The 17,132-nt window shown below is 37.5% G+C and carries 17 protein-coding genes; 7 read left to right on the top strand and 10 right to left on the bottom strand.

Annotation, left to right across the window (positions count from 1 at the left end; genetic code table 11):
* Nucleotide 1 precedes the first annotated feature (1 nt).
* Complete coding sequence (locus G466_RS0119215; protein ID WP_026815070.1) at nt 2-868, bottom strand: cation diffusion facilitator family transporter; 867 nt, start codon at nt 866-868, stop codon at nt 2-4.
* A gap of 153 nt (nt 869-1,021) precedes the next feature.
* On the opposite strand from G466_RS0119215, the gene G466_RS0119210 reads away from it, so the two are divergent.
* Together G466_RS0119210 and G466_RS0119205 are read left to right on the top strand one after the other, a co-directional pair.
* Nucleotides 1,022-2,830 (top strand): acyl-CoA dehydrogenase, encoded by a 1,809-nt coding sequence (locus tag G466_RS0119210; RefSeq protein WP_026815069.1) that lies wholly within the window; start codon nt 1,022-1,024, stop codon nt 2,828-2,830.
* Nucleotides 2,831-2,934: 104 nt separating this feature from the next.
* Nucleotides 2,935-3,375: a hypothetical protein gene (locus G466_RS0119205; protein ID WP_026815068.1), complete on the top strand. Its 441-nt coding sequence runs from the start codon at nt 2,935-2,937 to the stop codon at nt 3,373-3,375.
* Between the two features lie 77 nt (nt 3,376-3,452).
* On the opposite strand, the gene G466_RS0119200 is transcribed toward G466_RS0119205, so the two are convergent.
* A complete protein-coding gene (locus G466_RS0119200) occupies nt 3,453-4,670 on the bottom strand; it encodes an RsmB/NOP family class I SAM-dependent RNA methyltransferase (RefSeq protein WP_026815067.1) in 1,218 nt (405 codons plus the stop codon).
* 73 nt (nt 4,671-4,743) lie between these two features.
* Between G466_RS0119200 and G466_RS0119195 the strand changes: the two genes are divergently transcribed.
* Nucleotides 4,744-5,775, top strand: a complete 1,032-nt coding sequence (locus G466_RS0119195) for a WD40/YVTN/BNR-like repeat-containing protein (RefSeq protein WP_026815066.1) — start codon at nt 4,744-4,746, stop codon at nt 5,773-5,775.
* Between the two features lie 914 nt (nt 5,776-6,689).
* On the opposite strand, the gene G466_RS0119190 is transcribed toward G466_RS0119195, so the two are convergent.
* From G466_RS0119190 to G466_RS0119180, 3 genes are read right to left on the bottom strand one after another with little or no spacing between them, the layout of a single operon-like run.
* Nucleotides 6,690-7,142, bottom strand: coding sequence for a hypothetical protein (locus G466_RS0119190; protein WP_026815065.1), 453 nt, complete (start codon nt 7,140-7,142; stop codon nt 6,690-6,692).
* Entirely contained in the window at nt 7,132-7,653 is a 522-nt protein-coding gene (locus G466_RS0119185; protein WP_026815064.1) for a hypothetical protein, read from the bottom strand. The genes G466_RS0119190 and G466_RS0119185 overlap by 11 nt, the downstream gene beginning before the upstream one ends.
* A 33-nt stretch (nt 7,654-7,686) precedes the next feature.
* On the bottom strand, nt 7,687-8,232 hold the full coding sequence (locus G466_RS0119180; protein ID WP_026815063.1) for an RNA polymerase sigma factor: 546 nt from the start codon (nt 8,230-8,232) through the stop codon (nt 7,687-7,689).
* A 230-nt stretch (nt 8,233-8,462) separates the two neighbouring features.
* On the opposite strand from G466_RS0119180, the gene G466_RS0119175 reads away from it, so the two are divergent.
* Both G466_RS0119175 and G466_RS0119170 read left to right on the top strand, forming a co-directional pair.
* Nucleotides 8,463-9,128: a uracil-DNA glycosylase gene (locus G466_RS0119175; protein WP_026815062.1), complete on the top strand. Its 666-nt coding sequence runs from the start codon at nt 8,463-8,465 to the stop codon at nt 9,126-9,128.
* Between the two features lie 106 nt (nt 9,129-9,234).
* Nucleotides 9,235-9,645, top strand: a complete 411-nt coding sequence (locus G466_RS0119170; RefSeq protein ID WP_026815061.1) for a response regulator — start codon at nt 9,235-9,237, stop codon at nt 9,643-9,645.
* A 37-nt stretch (nt 9,646-9,682) separates the two neighbouring features.
* Here the strand turns inward: G466_RS0119170 and G466_RS0119165 are convergent, their stop codons facing one another.
* The 5 genes from G466_RS0119165 to G466_RS0119145 form a co-directional block, all read right to left on the bottom strand.
* Nucleotides 9,683-10,537, bottom strand: coding sequence for a substrate-binding domain-containing protein (locus G466_RS0119165; protein WP_026815060.1), 855 nt, complete (start codon nt 10,535-10,537; stop codon nt 9,683-9,685).
* 107 nt (nt 10,538-10,644) lie between these two features.
* Nucleotides 10,645-11,517: a nucleoside phosphorylase gene (locus tag G466_RS0119160; RefSeq protein WP_026815059.1), complete on the bottom strand. Its 873-nt coding sequence runs from the start codon at nt 11,515-11,517 to the stop codon at nt 10,645-10,647.
* 1 nt (nt 11,518) lies between these two features.
* Complete coding sequence (locus G466_RS0119155) at nt 11,519-12,451, bottom strand: hypothetical protein (protein ID WP_026815058.1); 933 nt, start codon at nt 12,449-12,451, stop codon at nt 11,519-11,521.
* Nucleotides 12,452-12,525: 74 nt separating this feature from the next.
* Nucleotides 12,526-12,855, bottom strand: a complete 330-nt coding sequence (locus G466_RS0119150) for a translation initiation factor (RefSeq protein WP_026815057.1) — start codon at nt 12,853-12,855, stop codon at nt 12,526-12,528.
* Nucleotides 12,856-12,957: 102 nt separating this feature from the next.
* Nucleotides 12,958-13,908 carry an isopenicillin N synthase family dioxygenase gene (locus G466_RS0119145; RefSeq protein ID WP_026815056.1) on the bottom strand — a complete coding sequence of 317 codons (951 nt, stop codon included), beginning with the start codon at nt 13,906-13,908 and terminating at the stop codon, nt 12,958-12,960.
* Nucleotides 13,909-14,033: 125 nt separating this feature from the next.
* Between G466_RS0119145 and G466_RS0119140 the strand changes: the two genes are divergently transcribed.
* Both G466_RS0119140 and G466_RS0119135 read left to right on the top strand, forming a co-directional pair.
* Entirely contained in the window at nt 14,034-16,010 is a 1,977-nt protein-coding gene (locus tag G466_RS0119140) for an alpha-ketoacid dehydrogenase subunit alpha/beta (RefSeq protein WP_026815055.1), read from the top strand.
* 14 nt (nt 16,011-16,024) lie between these two features.
* Entirely contained in the window at nt 16,025-17,128 is a 1,104-nt protein-coding gene (locus tag G466_RS0119135) for a sensor histidine kinase (protein WP_026815054.1), read from the top strand.
* Nucleotides 17,129-17,132 lie beyond the last annotated feature (4 nt).

The following is a 17,132-nucleotide window of genomic DNA, read 5'->3' as shown; positions in this document are numbered from 1 at the left end:
TTTATTTAGGCTCTATATGAATTAAGACATGCTCTAAATTTGGAATTTTCTTGATTAGCGTATCTTTTAATTTGTGTGATATAGCGTGACCTTCAGACACTGATATATCCCCATTTACCAATGCGTGAAGATCTACATGGTATTTTGTCCCTGCCTTTCTTACAAAACATTTCTCGGTCCCCAAAACCCCTTCAACGCCAATAGAAATCTGCCTTATTTCTTCTATAAGATCATCGTAAAGATGTTCATCCATAACTTCACCGAGTGCAGGTCGGAAAATCAAGTAGCTGTTATACACTATAAAACCCGCAGCAAATAAGGCCGCCCAGTCATCTGCAGTTTCAAATCCATCACCAAACAATAAAGCAATTGTTATACCTACAAAGGCCATCACAGAGGTTATAGCATCACTTCTATGGTGCCATGCATCCGCTTTTAAGGAGGAGCTATTGGTCTCAATACTTTTTTTTAATACGAGGCGAAATGAAGTTTCCTTCCATATGATTATTCCTCCAAGTACTAATAAGGTCCACGGTTTAGGCGGTAAATGTGCGGTCTGAATATTCTGGATACTATTATATGCGATTAAGACAGCAGATAGTAGTAAAAATCCAACTACTAAAAAAGTGATGAGAGGTTCTATTTTCCCATGTCCATAAGGGTGGTTATCATCGGCGGGTCTTTTTGCATATTTTAATCCGAAGAGCACTAGTAGAGAAGAGAATATATCGGTTGTAGACTCTATAGCGTCGGCAATTAGAGCATAAGAATTACCGAAAAAACCAGCCAACCCCTTAATAATTGCTAAAAGGGTGCTTGCCACAATACTAAAGTAAATGGTTCGTATGGCTGTATTTTCGTTCTTCAATCTTTGGGAGATTTATAAGCCACAAAGATAGTGGACCAAAGTCTAATTCCGTGTTTTATTATTCCCATTCCAAAGGAATGACTTGACGTACCCTGTGATTTAGACGGAATATATTTTATCTTAGTAAGCATATTAGAACTAATAATTTTGACTATGATACAACAATATATAGATTTACCAACACTTAAATACTTATTGTACAATGTACACGGACTTTCCAATGTGCTTAAATTAGACCGATATAAGGAGCACGATCTTGAGTCCCTGGGTCTGTTCTTAGATTCTGTTAAGGAATTTTCGGACCGGGAACTGTTCCCTTATTTTAGAGAGATGGATGAATCTCCTGCAGCGTTTAAGGATGGGGAGGTCATAGTTCACGAACAAGTAGGAGTGATGATGAAGAAAGGTGGAGAAATGGGACTAATATGCGGTCCTTTAGATTATGAAATAGGAGGATTGCAGCTGCCCTTTATTGTCCATACCGCGGCAACTTATATCTTAGATACAGCCAATAATCATTTACCCGGATACTTGACATTAACTTTAGGGGCGGCGGAATTGATAATCCATTTTGGAAATACAGCTTTAAAAGACACATATATCCCAAACATGTTATCTGGCAAATGGGGCGGAACTATGTGTCTTACTGAACCCGATGCTGGCAGCTCCCTATCTGATATTACTACCAAAGCCATTCCCGATAAAGATGGATATTATAAAATAAAAGGTCAGAAGATATTTATTTCTGGGGGCGACTATCCATATGCCGAAAACATAGTACATCTTGTATTGGCCAGAATAGAAGGTGCTCCAGCGGGAACCAAAGGGATTTCCTTGTTTGTGGTACCGAAAAACCGAATGGAAGATGGAGAACTCGTGAACAACGATGTGGTTACCCTGTCGGATTTTAAAAAAATGGGTCAGCGAGGTTTTGCTACTACACATTTGGGGTTCGGAGATAAAAACAACTGCCGAGGATGGTTATTGGGTGAAGCTCACCACGGATTGAAATATATGTTCCAAATGATGAACGATGCCCGCATAGGTGTGGGAAGGGGAGCAGCAGCTATAACTATGGCTGCTTATCAGGCGTCCTTAGAATATGCCAGGGAACGTACCCAAGGTAGAAAACTTAGGAGTTCAGGAAAAAAGAATCCCAACGAAAGCCCTTGTTTAATTATTGAACACCCCGATGTACGGCGAATGTTATTGCTTCAAAAAACTATTGCCGAAGGATCACTAAGCTTAATTTTGTTGGCAGCTAAATATCACGACCTACAACTTGCTGAAAATGATATAGCCCTTACAAAAAAATACGGATTACTGTTGGAGATGATCACGCCTATAGTAAAAACCTACCCTTCTGAAGCAGGCGCGATAGCAGTTAGTAATGGACTTCAGGTTTTAGGAGGTTATGGATTCTGTACAGACTATATCTTACAGCAGTACTATCGCGATATCCGTATTTTTAGTATTTATGAGGGAACAACGGGAATTCAATCCCAAGATCTTTTGGGAAGAAAGGTATTGATGGCCCATGGAAAAGGACTGGAGCTGTTGCTTAATGAAATATTGGAGACTATTACCGAGGCCCTAACGATGGAAAATTTAGCTCCCTATGCTAAAATTCTTGGAGATAAGATATCATTGACGCAGGAAGTAACTGCCCATTTGATGCCTATTGCCAAAGAAGGGGATTATGAACGATATCTCGCCGATGCAAATTTGTTTATGGAATTTCTTAGTCATTTGGTGCTAGGGTGGGTATGGTTGGATATTGCCGCAAGAGCACAACAAAATATGTTAGAAAAGAATAAAACCTACTCCACCAACTTCTATGAAAGTAAAATACACTCCATGAAGTTTTACTTTAAGTACGAATTGGTAAAAACCAATGCTTTAGCGGAATCATTGATGCATAAAGATGTTCTAACTCTAAATACGGGCAAAGATTATTTTTAAACCATAGATGAATTTTAAGTTTAAGGTAGGGTAAATTCTCCTGTAGTTGTTTTATTCACGAACCATTGTCTCGAGCTAAGATGTTCGAATAAAACATTAATATTATGAAGAAATTAAAATACGTTCCGTTCATTAGTTTGTTGTGTATGTCTGTGGGATTATTTGCCCAAGAGAAAAAATCTATAGAAAATAAAGAGATATCCTATTATGAACAACGTGCTATCGAAGATGCAAGATATGAACAGACCCAAAACTTGGACGAAGATGCCGAGGAGGAGTTTTGGGAAGATCAAAAGGAATATGAACGCGACTTGAAAAAGAGAGATAAAAAAGCATATAAAGCCTATTTAAAGGGGAAAAATGATGCTTATGCCCAGCATAGAAAGCATTGTGATTCTCATTGTCATCACAGTAGGCACTATCACACTCAAACTTCTTTCTATTATTACAATAATACTAATTATGGGAACCGTAGACCCTACAACAGAACAACAATTAGTACCGGAATAGGAGTTAGAATGCCCAGTGTCCGGATTGGAATTTGATGTACTAATGTCAATAACGAGAAGAAGCAAAAAAAAAATCCCCGACATTTTACATCGGGGATTTTTTTATTCGTTGATTAGGCGGGATTCTTTTCCAACTGCGCCATATAAAACCCATCATATCCTGTTTTAGAAGAATAAATTTTGGATTCCTTAACTAGATGGAAATCCTTTCCGGCCTCAGAACTTAAAAATTTCTTTACCTGCATGATATTTTCTTGTGGTAAAATTGAGCAGGTTGCATAAACCAACTTACCACCAGGTTTAACAATGCGACTATAGTCCTGTAAGATCTCTTGCTGTGTAACCATAATTTTCTCAAGAAACTCTGGTTGCAATTTCCATTTAGCGTCCGGATTCCTTTTAAGTACTCCGAGTCCAGTACAAGGGGCATCTATAAGTACCCGGTCTGCTGTATCGTATAACTTCTTAATTACCTTGGTAGTTTCTATATGTCTAGTTTCCACATTGTGGGCACCATCCCTTTTAGCTCTTCTCTTAAGTTCTTTAAGCTTATTTCCGTAAATATCCAAGGCTATCAATTGCCCCTTATTTTCCATTAGGGCAGCCAAATGCAAGGTTTTCCCACCTGCACCTGCACAAGTATCAACAACACGCTGTCCGGGTTTTACATCTAAAAATGGAGCTACTAGTTGGGAAGAGGCGTCTTGCACTTCAAACCATCCTAATTTAAAAGGCTCAGTAATAAATACATTGCTGCGCTCGGCCAGTTTTAAAGCATCTGGATACCCTCGTATAGGTTCGGTCTCGATTCCTGCTTCACGGAGTGCATTTTTCAAGGCATCTTTGGTGGTCTTTAAGGTGTTTACCCTTAGAATAACCTCTGCCTGTTGGTTTAAAGCGGCTATTTCCTTGGTCCAAAGCGCTTCACCTAATGCTTTTGCTGCTAATTCATCCATCCAATCCGGAACAGACTCCCTGTATTTTCTGATTTTAGAAAGTTCATCAAATCTCCCTTTGATTCTTCTTTCAGGGGTTGGCTCTAATTGTTTCCAATCTGGAAGTTTTATGCCTTTTAAAACCGCCCAAACAGCAAACATTCTAAACAGATTTGGTCTGCTATAAGGGGCTTTCACTTCGGCTATCTCGGCATATAATCGCTTCCATCGCACCATATCATAGGTGGTTTCGGCAATAAAGCCCCTGTCTCGCGCACCCCAGCGCTTATCGTATTTTAATACTTTTTCTACTACTTTATCTGCATATTCGCCTTCATTAAATATATAATTTAATGCATCAACAACTGCAAACACTAGATTTCTATGTAATCGCATTTTAAAAAAAATTAAGATTGCAAAGGTATTGTATTAGAAGCTAATCCTATTATTTTTGGTGAAAATTATGAGCATGACTAGATTAATCCCTGCTTTCCTACTTTTTCTGATCGTTTCTTGTGCTAATACCGAAAATTCAAAGGTTTTTTCCACTGTAGAAATAGAAACCGTTTTATCCGATTCTTTAAGTATTAGGGCCATAGAACTTATGGACGCGGGCAGCTTGGCTTTTGCAGCCAACAAGGGCGCCTTTGGCCTATTGGATTTACGTACTGGAAAGTCAAAGATAAATACGCAACAATATGACACATTAACTCCAGAATTTAGAGCCGTTGCACACACCGCTACAGATTTTTTTATGCTTTCTGTAGGTAATCCGGCCTTATTATATAAAACTGGGGATACTGGTTCTATGGAGATGGTTTATAAGGAAGAAGATGAGAAGGTATTCTACAACTCAATGACCTTTTGGAATAATATGGAGGGAATTGCTATTGGGGATAGTATGGAAGGATGTCTTTCCATTATTATTACTCGGGATGGTGGCAATAATTGGAAAAAATTGCCCTGTTCGTCCCTGCCTAAAGCTGAGGAAAGGGAGGGAGCCTTTGCCGCAAGTAATACCAATATAAAAGTTATAGGGGATAAGGCATGGATTGCTACCACTAAGGGGAATATCTATTATACAGAAAATAAAGGTACATCTTGGGAAGTTATAGCCACTCCAATTAAGAACGAAAAATCTACCGAAGGGATTTATTCCGTCGATTTCTACGATGAAAATGTAGGGTTCGCAATTGGCGGGGATTATACCGATCCAGATAATAATAAAAATAATAAGGCGGTGACCGTTGATGGCGGGAAAACATGGCAACTTGTTGCGAGTGGACAATTACCAGATTACAGGAGTTGTGTACAATTTGTACCCAATTCGGATGGGAAAGCGCTCATTGCCATAGGATTTAAAGGTATTGCCTATTCCCATGATAGAGGGAAAAATTGGGACCAGCTTTCCGATGAGTCCTTCTATACCATACGCTTTTTAAATGATTCCATAGCCTACGCCGCTGGAGCAAATAGAATAGCCAAACTAACTTTTAAATAGACTTTATTGGTAAAGGTCTAAATTAAGTCAGGAGACCATCTGATTATTCTTATCTGTAACTAGAGTATGTTGATTTAATAGAAAATTGAATTGCTTCGTAATTTATAGTGGTGAAGTAGTTTTGGATCAATCACAAAAGTTGTCTGTGGTTAAAATTATCAGGTAAGCATAATAACAATACTCTACCTTTTAACACGCATTTCAATACTTTTTTCCATCGATGAAATGCTCAGCATTCATGAATTCCTTTAAAAAGCAATAGATAAGGAGATAAATAAAAAAGTATTCAACCCGCCCGAACGTACCCGTTTCGGTACGCCCGCCTGACCTAGTTCGGGCAGGGGCGTGAAAAATCTAGGCTGATTTATCCTTTATTGAAATCTACGGGCTTTCCACAGCCGCAGCGCCCAAGCCGCTTTCACTAAGGTGAACATGGGCTGCCGGACGCCAACCTCCGGTAGGTAAACCTTCCTTAAGTCAATGTGGAAGCTCCTGATTTACTGCCAAAGAAGAAATTAGGCCGAAAACTTTTGGTAGACACCACTTGTTAGGCCATCCATATCCTCAGGATAGGTTTAAATTCCGACGATTCAGGACCGATAATCAGTTTTTTTTTCAAAAAGCGCGGACTTTTAAACCGGTTTTTAGATCTGATCTAATAAATTCATCTGGATAAGGTGTCTTTTCTTTTGTTTCGTTTTTTTTGGACAAGCAAAGAAATCGCAGGTTCACAAAAACCGTTAAAAGTCGATAAAGAACCACTTGAGTAAAATGAAAGAGAATTTGGTTGAAGGGTAAGGTATAGATTAATCGAGCTCCGTAGAATAAATCCTATTGAAATAAATATCAATCATTTACATGAACACAACAATTAGTCATGATCTGTAAACTGCCGACAGGGAACTGCTAATTTCTTATCTATTCCCTCCTTTTTGTCGGTATTGCTTAATTAACTGTCGTTTAAAGTCTTCTTCTGAACGCAGCAATATAATTGTTTTTTTTGCTGAAATAGTACTGGAAACCTTTTCTACATATGCCTTTTGCGCTTTATATTTTTCATCTTCCAGCTTTTCAATCTGTTTCAATAGGTCACTTGCCTCCTTGGTGGAAAGTGCATCCAGATTTTTGATTTTCTTTTTAATATCACTGTGTTCCTGTCTATGAAGCGCTATTTTTTGCGTTTCATATTCATTGTATAAAGGCCAAAACTCCTGTGCTTCCTTTGGGCTTAGGTTAAGGCGTTCTGTGATAAAAGCTATTTTATAAGATTTTATTTTATCCCAATCTGGTTTCCCCTGAGCGGTACTGACCAAAGTGGCCATCAACCAAAAAAGGGGTAGGAATATGTATATTTTTTTAGTCATCATTACTTAAATTTAATTCTTCTATATCTTTTATATTAACACTTAGATAGTCAATAACACTTTCATTATCAAGTTGTGTATCCAATAAATCAGTAATATCCATGTCATTAGAAGGAAACATATCTGCTATTTCATAAGAAGATACTCCCAATCCATTTAATTCAAAATAATCCTCTATATCAGAATTGGCCAAAATATCGCTATTAGAATTATTTGAAATAGTTTGATCCTTCCATTGCAAAACGATCACTAAAAGTAGCACTGCGGCAATAGAGGTTGCTATATAAGAATACCTCTTCAAAGAAAAAACTCGTACATTTTGCTTCTCTTCATTTTCTAATTTACCAAGGATCTTATCTGTGAGCGTATCAAAATATCCTTCTGGCACGCTAAAATCATCCCCCTTGGTATAATCGATTCTTTCCGACTCCATTTTAGAGAATAATTGGTCCGAAAAGGTATCGAAATACCCATCGGGCACTTTAAAGACTTTATTTTTACCTGATTTTTTCATTCTAATACTTTGATCTTAATTGTGTTGGAAGGTTTAAATCCCTTTTAAATAAGCTTCTATCTTTTTTGTTGCCAAATGATAAGACGCTTTTAATCCCCCGACAGAGGTATCCAATATCTCGGAAATCTCCTCATATTTAAGTTCCTGGAAATATTTCATATTGAACACCAATTTTTGTTTCTTTGGCAATAATGCTATTGCGTGCTGTAACTGTAATTGAATTTCATCTCCGTCAAAATATACGTCGGCTCTTAAATTATCAATCTTTTCTACCATTAATTCATCGTTGCTGATCTTTAATTTATGAGATTCCATCTTTAGAAAACTTAAAGCTTCGTTAGTAGCAATTCGGTACATCCAAGTGTAGAGTTTGCTATCGCCCTTAAATCCATCTATATTCCTAAATACCTTAATAAACGTATTTTGTAAAACATCGTCCGTGTTGTCATGATCAAGGATAATTCTCCTAATATGCCAATAGAGGCGTTCCTTGTAGGTATCTACAAGTATTTCAAAAGCCTTCGCCTGAGTGCTCTTTTGTTTTAATTGCAATACCAAAACATCTTCTGCAATCTCCATGTTTTAACTTGAGTTCTTTAATAGGACTCCAAAATAAGGAAAAGGTTTATTCCAAATCCAAATAATTGCTCTCCACTGTATACAACAAGATAAGTAAGTTTTCCCAACTTAATGAATAAAGCAATTTTGTATTGTTACTTTTTTATTAGTTTTGCCGCTTCCAATTTTCATAACTGAACCTTGGGCTATTATTTCCCTTAATTATTTAAATATCATTGTTTGTACTGCATATGCATGGTAATCTACACCCTAGTTGGCACCAATTATTGAATAGCGAGTTTAGGGCTCCGTATTTTAAGAATCTACAAGCTTTTGTGAATCAGGAATATGATGAACACCAATGTTTTCCCCTGAAATCACAGATTTTCGCTGCTTTTGATCATTGCCTTTTTAATGAAACTAAGGTGGTAATAATAGGGCAGGACCCCTATCATGGTCCTGGGCAGGCCAATGGCCTATGCTTTTCCGTAAATGACGGAATTGCACTTCCTCCATCATTGATGAATATTTTTAAGGAACTACAAGCCGACGAGCAAAAACCAATTCCCAAAAGTGGAAATTTGGAAAAATGGGCTTGCCAAGGTGTTCTGCTCCTGAATGCCACACTTACCGTTAGAGCACATAGTGCAGGAAGCCATCAAGGTAAAGGCTGGGAAACCTTTACCGATGCCGTGATTTCCAAGCTTTCACAAGAGAAAGAAGGATTAATATTCTTATTGTGGGGAGGAAAGGCGCAGAAAAAAGTAAAATTAATAGATACCCAAAAACACCGTGTTTTAACTACGGGACATCCCTCGCCATTAAGTGCGAATAGAGGATATTGGTTTGGTAATAAACATTTTAGTAAAACCAATGAAATTTTGAAGAATCTAGGTTTAACAACAATAAATTGGTGACTTTTAAATAGGTGCTAATAGGAAATTAAGCTTGTAAACAGTACACGTTACTAATTCTATTGCTGAATTAATATTAATCTAATACAACATTATCGATCTCATTAATATGAACAATACCAACTTAAAATCAGTCTTATTAGTGGACGATGACCCAACCACTAATATATTGAATAAGCATTTTTTGAAAAAGCTGATTCCAAGTTTGGAAGTAAATACTGTTGTGAATGGTTATAGGGCGCTAGATTATATTGAAGCGCATATTAATGAAATAGAAAGCGGTGCCTTTTTATTGATTTTGGATATTGAAATGCCCATAATGGACGGGTGGCAATTCTTACAGGCATTTGACATTCTATTCAGACAAGAGGAGAAAGAAAAAGTGATAATTGCCGTGCTTACCGCAAACGGATCTGAAGAAGTTGTTTATAAGGCATTATCCCATGCCCGAGTGAAGGAATGTTTGCATAAACCACTTTCTGATATCAATTTCAGAAAAGTTATAGAAAATTTATTTTAAGCAATAGATACTTAGATACAGTGCTCAATTCTACTTCTTATTTTGAGGTATGTAGAATTTTGATGGGAGCAACGGCTCTGTCTATTAACTTTAATTCCAATAATGTATTTTGTACGGACCTTAGGGTGGATTCGTCCAGGTTTTTTTGACTCCATTTGGTAAGGGAAATCCAATGTTGTATATCTTCCAACTGTTGTCCAAAAGTGTTGGAAATAGTTTTATCTATACTAGGGATATTTTTGAAATCTTCGGTATAGACATTTATTACGTCCAAAATATGCGCTAAGGTACCTGGATGATCCGCAATAAATTTATCGGTTGCGGCCACTACAAAACAGGGCCAAGGAGTAGGGCAGTCGGCTATTCTTCTAAAAATTTTCTGATCTACGAGTGGTTTTGTCATAAAGCGTTCCCACATAAAATAATCTGCAGACCCTTCACTTAGTGCTGCTACTGCACCTTCTATATTATCTACCACTTTAAATTTTAATTCCTCGGTATTCCAGCCATTATTTTGTCCGTTTACATAAGCCATTAAATGACTGCCGCTTCCAAACCTACTAATCGCTGCAGTTTTACCTTGCAGGTCTTCCAAGCTATTAAAATCGCTGCCATGAGCCACGTGAATACCCCATAATAACGGGCTAGCTATAAACTCCTGTACAATTTTAACGGCATTGCCCTCTGTTATGCTTTTTACAATCCCTTCAGTAAGAATAATAGCTAAATCTGCTTCGCCGACTTTTAATAATTGAGCCATTTTACCGGTTCCTTCAGGAATGTCTGACCATTCTAATCCTATTCCCCTAGTTTCAAATGCCCCTTCCTCTATTGCCAGTTGCCATGGGAAATTAAAATGTTCTGGAACACCTATTATCTTTACTTTTTTCAAAATGTATTATATTTTTGGGTAGTTGATACCACTTTAATAGCTTGACAAATATAGCAATGCTTTGTTTGAAATAAAATCGAATAAATAATAATTGTCGTTGATCAGAATCAGATTTGAACAATTCTCTCTAATGCATAGGCAATTAACCCTTGAGTAGCTTTTTCTGGTTCGGTTGAGAACGCTCCAGTGCTTCTATTAGCTAAAATACAGTTTAAAGATATTGCGCGATGTCCCATCAACTTGGCAAGTCCGTATATACCTGCGGTCTCCATTTCCAAATTGGTTATCTGCATTCCTTGATAATTAAAGCTGGCCAGTTTATCGTTCATAAAAGAATCTTGCAACGGAAGCCTAAGTATTCTACCCTGGGGGCCGTAAAAACCAACATTTGTAGCGGTGAAACCAGACATCATCTGTGTAGAAGAAAATTTCTTGGATAACGCTTTATCACACTGAACAACATAGGGAGTAGATTTATCCTTTAACCAATTAGTATGGGATAAAAATGCGTGTTGGATAGCAGGGTGCTGAACATGTTGACTGTCATAAAAATGGAGAAGACTATCCAGTCCAATTGCATACTCGCTCATTAAATAAGAATGTAATGGGATATGGGATTGAATAGCACCAGATGTTCCAATCCTTATGATATCTAACTTCGTTTTATTCTCCTTGATTGTTCTACTGTCAAAATCGATATTTACAAGAGCATCCAGTTCATTGAGGACAATATCAATATTGTCGGTCCCTATTCCTGTAGATATAACAGTAATTCTTTTTTTACCGAGATGCCCAGTGTGGGAGTGGAATTCCCGCTTACCTTTTTTAACTTCTATAGTATCAAAGTACTGAGAAACTAATGGCACTCTATCTGGGTCGCCTACCGTTATAATGGTTTCGGCCAGTTCTTCAGGAAATAAATTAAGGTGATATATGCTTTTGTCCTTATTAAGGACAAGTTCTGAGGCGCTAAGCTTCATATTATAACTTTAGAATTCTGTCCGTATCAGTATTGTACAGAAAACTATATTTTAAAGCACCGCCCAAATAAACATCATTGTCTTGTATACAAGCATAATAACTAGTCTTACCTGTTAAAATATCATTTCCAGTATGGGAGAGAATAACAGGCTTAAAAGATTTGAACAAAGGCTTTAACTTTACAAAAAGTCGATTGTATTGTGAATCTCCAAAACCATAATGCCCTTGATTTTTTAAGACTGTGGACAGTAATTCCGACTTCGATTTTGGCTTGGCATTCTTTGCTAATCTTAGAATATTGTTTTCTACTTCGTTTAATCCATTCTTAATAGTAGGGAATCGCATTAGATGGGCTCTAATGGCGGATTCTAGATAAATAAATTGAAAACTGCTAAAATCTTTTAGATTCTCTAAACGGATAGGATTGTCACTACAATAGAGTTGCCACACGTAATCTGCATACTCTACATCGTCCTGGGTTAAGAAAGTTCGATTTTCATACAGTTTCATTAGTTCCTCATTACTCAGGTCGCTTAGGTTATTCAGCGGATCCGATCCCGCCTCATCTCCACAGCAAACCATTGAAATTTCTGCAAAGGGTCTATTGGTCTTTAGCCATGAAATAACGGCTAACATGTTAATTTGACAAAAAAGATCGTATTCAAACCAAAGTACAATGTGATCTTGATACTTATGGTTGCATAAGGAGCGATATTCTTTTAAGGTTTTTTCTATAAACCAAGATTTGGTAACCTGATAGTTCTTGCTTAAAAATTCGAACCTCGTTTTCCAGAAAGATTCACTGCCCACATTAGTCTCGGTCTTACCTTCACATAACATTTCGCGCCAGGTAATAATCTCCCCCCCTAACTTTAAATTAATTAGTTTTTGGGTGAAATTATCACCATTTGTGATGTGTAGCTGAGAACTCATTTTATTTGGTAGTTTAGGTTGTAACAAATAAATGTAAGATTATTTCTCAAATTCAAGAAATAATTAACAAAATTCTAACCTCCCACCCGTTTTACCTTAAAACCCTTGTTCTTAAGTAATTCCATTATCTTATCTCGATAGTCTCCCTGAATAATTATGGTCTCGTCCTTTACGGTACCACCCACGCTGAGCTTGGTCTTTAATTCTTTTGCCAGCTTTTTAAAATCACTATCTGCACCGGTATAGCCTTCGAGTATAGTAATTGGTTTTCCTTTTCTTTTTTCGTATTTACAAATAATAGGGTTATCCTGTAACCATATCCCGTCCTCTTCTTTGGTTACCTCTTCACTTTCCTCGGTATGATGGTCTGGGAATAAATTTTTAAGTTGGTCTTTTAAGTCCATCTATTTCACAAGTCAATATTATTGATCAAATGCTCCTAATACTATTAACCAAAATGTTTTGGTAAGGATATCAGAACGAATTAATGATTTTCAATTAGATTGCTAGGATTTAATAAGTCCTAGTTCAATTAGGCGTTCGTGTAGAAATTCACCCGCGGTTATATCTTCATATAGCTTGGGATTGGATTCATCAACACAATTCTCTAGACAATTTAATGGCATTCCACTTATTGGGTGCATAAAGAAAGGCACAGAGTACCTAGAAGTGCCCCATAATTCTCTAGGCGGATTTACCACTTGGTGGATAGTGGATTTTAGTTTGTTATTGCTAAGACGTGAAAGCATATCTCCCACGTTAATCATTAACTGATCCGGTCTAGCAATAGCATCTACCCATTCCCCTTCATGATTTTTCACTTGAAGTCCCTTTCCATGTGCCCCCATTAAAAGGGTGATAAGGTTAATGTCTCCGTGAGCTGCTGCTCTTACAGCATTTTTAGGTTCATTTGTAATAGGAGGGTAATGGATTGGTCTTAGAATGGAATTGCCATTCTTAATATAGTCGTCAAAATAAGTTTCTTCCAAATCCAAATGCAGAGCTAATGCCCTTAGCACGTATTTGGCCGTTTTTTCGAGCATCTTATATGTCTCTTTTCCAACTTCATTAAACCTGTCCAATTCTTTCACCATCACATTGTTGGGGTACTCCTTTTCTAATTTTGAATCGTTCTCCACATATTGGCCAAAATGCCAGAATTCTTTAAGATCCCCTTCTTTTCTACCTTTCGCATGTTCCTTTCCAAAAGAAGTGTACCCTCTTTGCCCTCCTATACCTTCAATCTCATATTGATCTTTGACTTCTTGTGGCAGGTTAAAGAAATCTTTAATTTCACTATAAAGATCTTCTACCAATTTTTCGGATAAAAAATGTCCGCTTAAAGCTACGAACCCTATATCTTCAAAGGCGTCACCGATTTCTTTTATAAATTTTTCTTTTCTGGCAGGATCTCCCGAAATAAAATCTTCTAGGTTTACACTTGGTATTGCACTCATGTCATTTTTTTTGATAAACCAAAGTTAATGAATAATAAGACAATCTTCCTCAATTAATGTTGGTCAATGTTTTTGGCTTTCGTTACATTTATAAATTATTACCATAAATAGAAGAAGAATATAACATGCACTATAAAAGGAATAGTATTGATAACGCTATGCAGTTAAAACTGTATCAACGTATGTTGAAGCCACGATTAATAGAAGAGAGAATGTTGCTTTTATTACGTCAAGGGAAAATTTCCAAATGGTTTAGTGGAATTGGGCAAGAAGCTATAAGTATTGGCGTGACCAGTGCTTTAACCGAGGAAGAATACATTCTTCCCATGCACCGCAACCTGGGCGTTTTTACAGCGAGGGATATTCCTTTACATCGACTTTTTTCCCAATGGCAAGGAAAGGCTGGCGGATTTACAAAAGGAAGGGACAGAAGCTTTCATTTTGGAACCCAAGAGTATAAGATAGTTGGTATGATTTCCCACCTGGGCCCCCAGATGGGAGTAGCTAACGGAATAGCCTTGGCCGATATGATCCAAGGTATAAAAAAAGTAACCGCTGTATTCACGGGCGAGGGAGGAACCAGTGAAGGGGATTTTCACGAAGCGTTAAATTTGGCTTCTGTTTGGGATCTGCCCGTATTGTTCTGTATAGAAAATAATGGATATGCCCTATCCACCGCTACCAATGAGCAGTACAAATGTAAAGATCTGGTAGATAGAGCTGTTGGTTACGGTATGGAATCACATATTTTGGATGGCAATAATGTGTTGGAGGTATTTACCAAGGTAGATGAAATATGTAAGAGCGTAAGGAAAAATCCCAGACCTATCCTGTTAGAGTTTAAAACCTTTAGGATGCGCGGCCATGAAGAGGCGAGTGGCACTAAATATGTACCTAAAGAACTGTTGGATACGTGGGAAAAGAAAGACCCACTTTTAAATTATGAAAACTTTCTTCTAGATGAGGAAATAATAAGTACAGCTGAAATTGAATCCTTAAAAAATGATATTTATGCTGAAATAGACTTCAATTTAAAAAAAGCATTTGAAGAGATGCCCATTGAATCCGATGCCCTTAAAGAGTTGAATGATTTGTATGCACAATTTAATTATAAGGAGGCAGCACCAAACTCTGAAAAAGCTAAAATTAGGTTGGTCGATGCCGTTTCGGAAGGGCTTAGACAATCTATGGAAAAACATAAGGAGTTGGTGGTGATGGGGCAAGATATTGCAGACTATGGAGGTGTTTTTAAGGTAACCGAAGGGTTTTTAGAGCAATTTGGAAGGGACCGCATAAGAAATACTCCCATCTGTGAATCTATACTTGTTTCTATGGCAATGGGACTTTCTATAAAGGGAGTGAAATCTGTTGTAGAAATGCAATTTGCCGATTTTGTAAGTACAGGCTTTAATCCTATCGTAAATTACTTGGCTAAAATCCATTATCGTTGGGGTCAAAATGCAGATGTTGTTATTAGGATGCCATGTGGGGCAGGGGTAGGGGCAGGTCCTTTTCACTCCCAGACCAATGAGGCTTGGTTTACTAAAACCCCAGGACTAAAAGTGGTGTATCCTGCTTTCCCTTATGATGCTAAAGGACTTTTGGTTACAGCTATAAACGACCCCAACCCAGTTATGTTTTTTGAACATAAAGCCCTTTATAGAAGTATCTACCAAGAAGTGCCCACATCTTATTATACCCTTCCGTTAGGCCAGGCCGCCCTGCTAAGACAAGGAGAAAACATTACCATAGTTACCTACGGGATGGGAGTGCACTGGGCATTAGAAACCCTGGATGCCAATCCCGATATTCATGCAGATTTGATAGATCTGCGTACTTTACAGCCTTTAGATACAGAGGCTATATACCGTTCCGTAAGAAAAACCGGAAAACTGATTATTTTGCAGGAAGACAGCCTCTTTGGAGGAGTGGCAAGCGATATATCTGCTCTGGTCATGGAAAATTGTTTCCAATATTTAGATGCACCCGTTAAGAGAGTGGCGAGTATAGAGACCCCAATACCTTTTGCTAAGAATTTAGAGAATATCTACCTTCCAAAAGTACGGTTTGCAACAGAACTACTAACTTTGCTGAAATATTAAAAAGCCTGGCAATCATGTCCAAATTGGTTATTAAACCCGCAGAAGAAAGACTAAGGGAGCGGATCAAGGAGCTTACCTGTATGTATGAAGTTACCTCTATCATAGTCAACTGCGATTATGACCAAATGGAATATGCCTTAAAAGGAATTATGCGCTGTTTGCAAAAAGCGTGGAAGCATAATAAAGATGCCCATGTAGAATTAATTACGGACCAGTATACTTTAAGAACCATAGGCTTCCCCGATCAGTCTGTTGCATTAAAATCCAGTATTGAAGTATTTAATAAAAAAGTAGGAAACATACAAGTAGTATACCCTACAAAATCGTATGCCAAATCGGACTTTTTATTGGAAGAGAAAAAGCTGTTAAAAACCATTTGTTTAGAAGTGGGCAATCTCTTAGAACGAAAACAGATTAAAGACAATGAAGATCTCATTAAGCGGAAAATGGAGCATGCTGACCGACTTAGTATTCTGGGCGAGATTACGGCAGGAATGGCACATGAATTAAATACGCCTCTTGCCAATATCCTAGGTTTTTCGGAATTGCTTAAAACTAGGATAACAAATGATCCGCAAGCTAATAGGGATTTGGATAAGATTATCAATAGCGCCATTTTTTCTAGAGAAGTCGTAAAAAAACTGATGTTTTTTGCCTGTGAAATGCCACAGCAAATGGATGTGGTAGATATAGTCCCTATTGTTTCCGATGCTTTTAATCTTATGCAGCCAAGTCTTAAAGGTAAAAAGATTGATGGGAAACTCAGTTTTAGTAAGGAAGGGATCTTCTTAAAAGTGGATGCAATACAATTGACCCAAGTTATTTTTAATCTGATGCTCAACGCAATCTATTTTGCTCCTTTAAAGAGTGTCCTGAACATTATGATCACGGAAAATGAAAATAACGTAGAAGTTGCCATAAAGGACCAAGGACCAGGAATAGATGCTGAAATTATAAATAAGATTTTTCAACCCTTTTATAGCACCAAACCTATAGGAGAAGGTGCAGGACTTGGGCTAAGTGTAGTACATGGAATAGTAAAAAGCCATAAAGGGAGCATAAAGTACCTTCCCAACAAACCCAAAGGGGCTATATTTGTGGTCCAATTTCCAAAATAAATAG

It is taken from the genome of Arenibacter certesii DSM 19833 (assembly GCF_000429545.1).
Classification (GTDB): Bacteria; Bacteroidota; Bacteroidia; order Flavobacteriales; family Flavobacteriaceae; genus Arenibacter; species Arenibacter certesii.
Note: the sequence above shows the minus strand (reverse complement) of the source record. Positions and strands in the feature narration are given on the sequence as shown.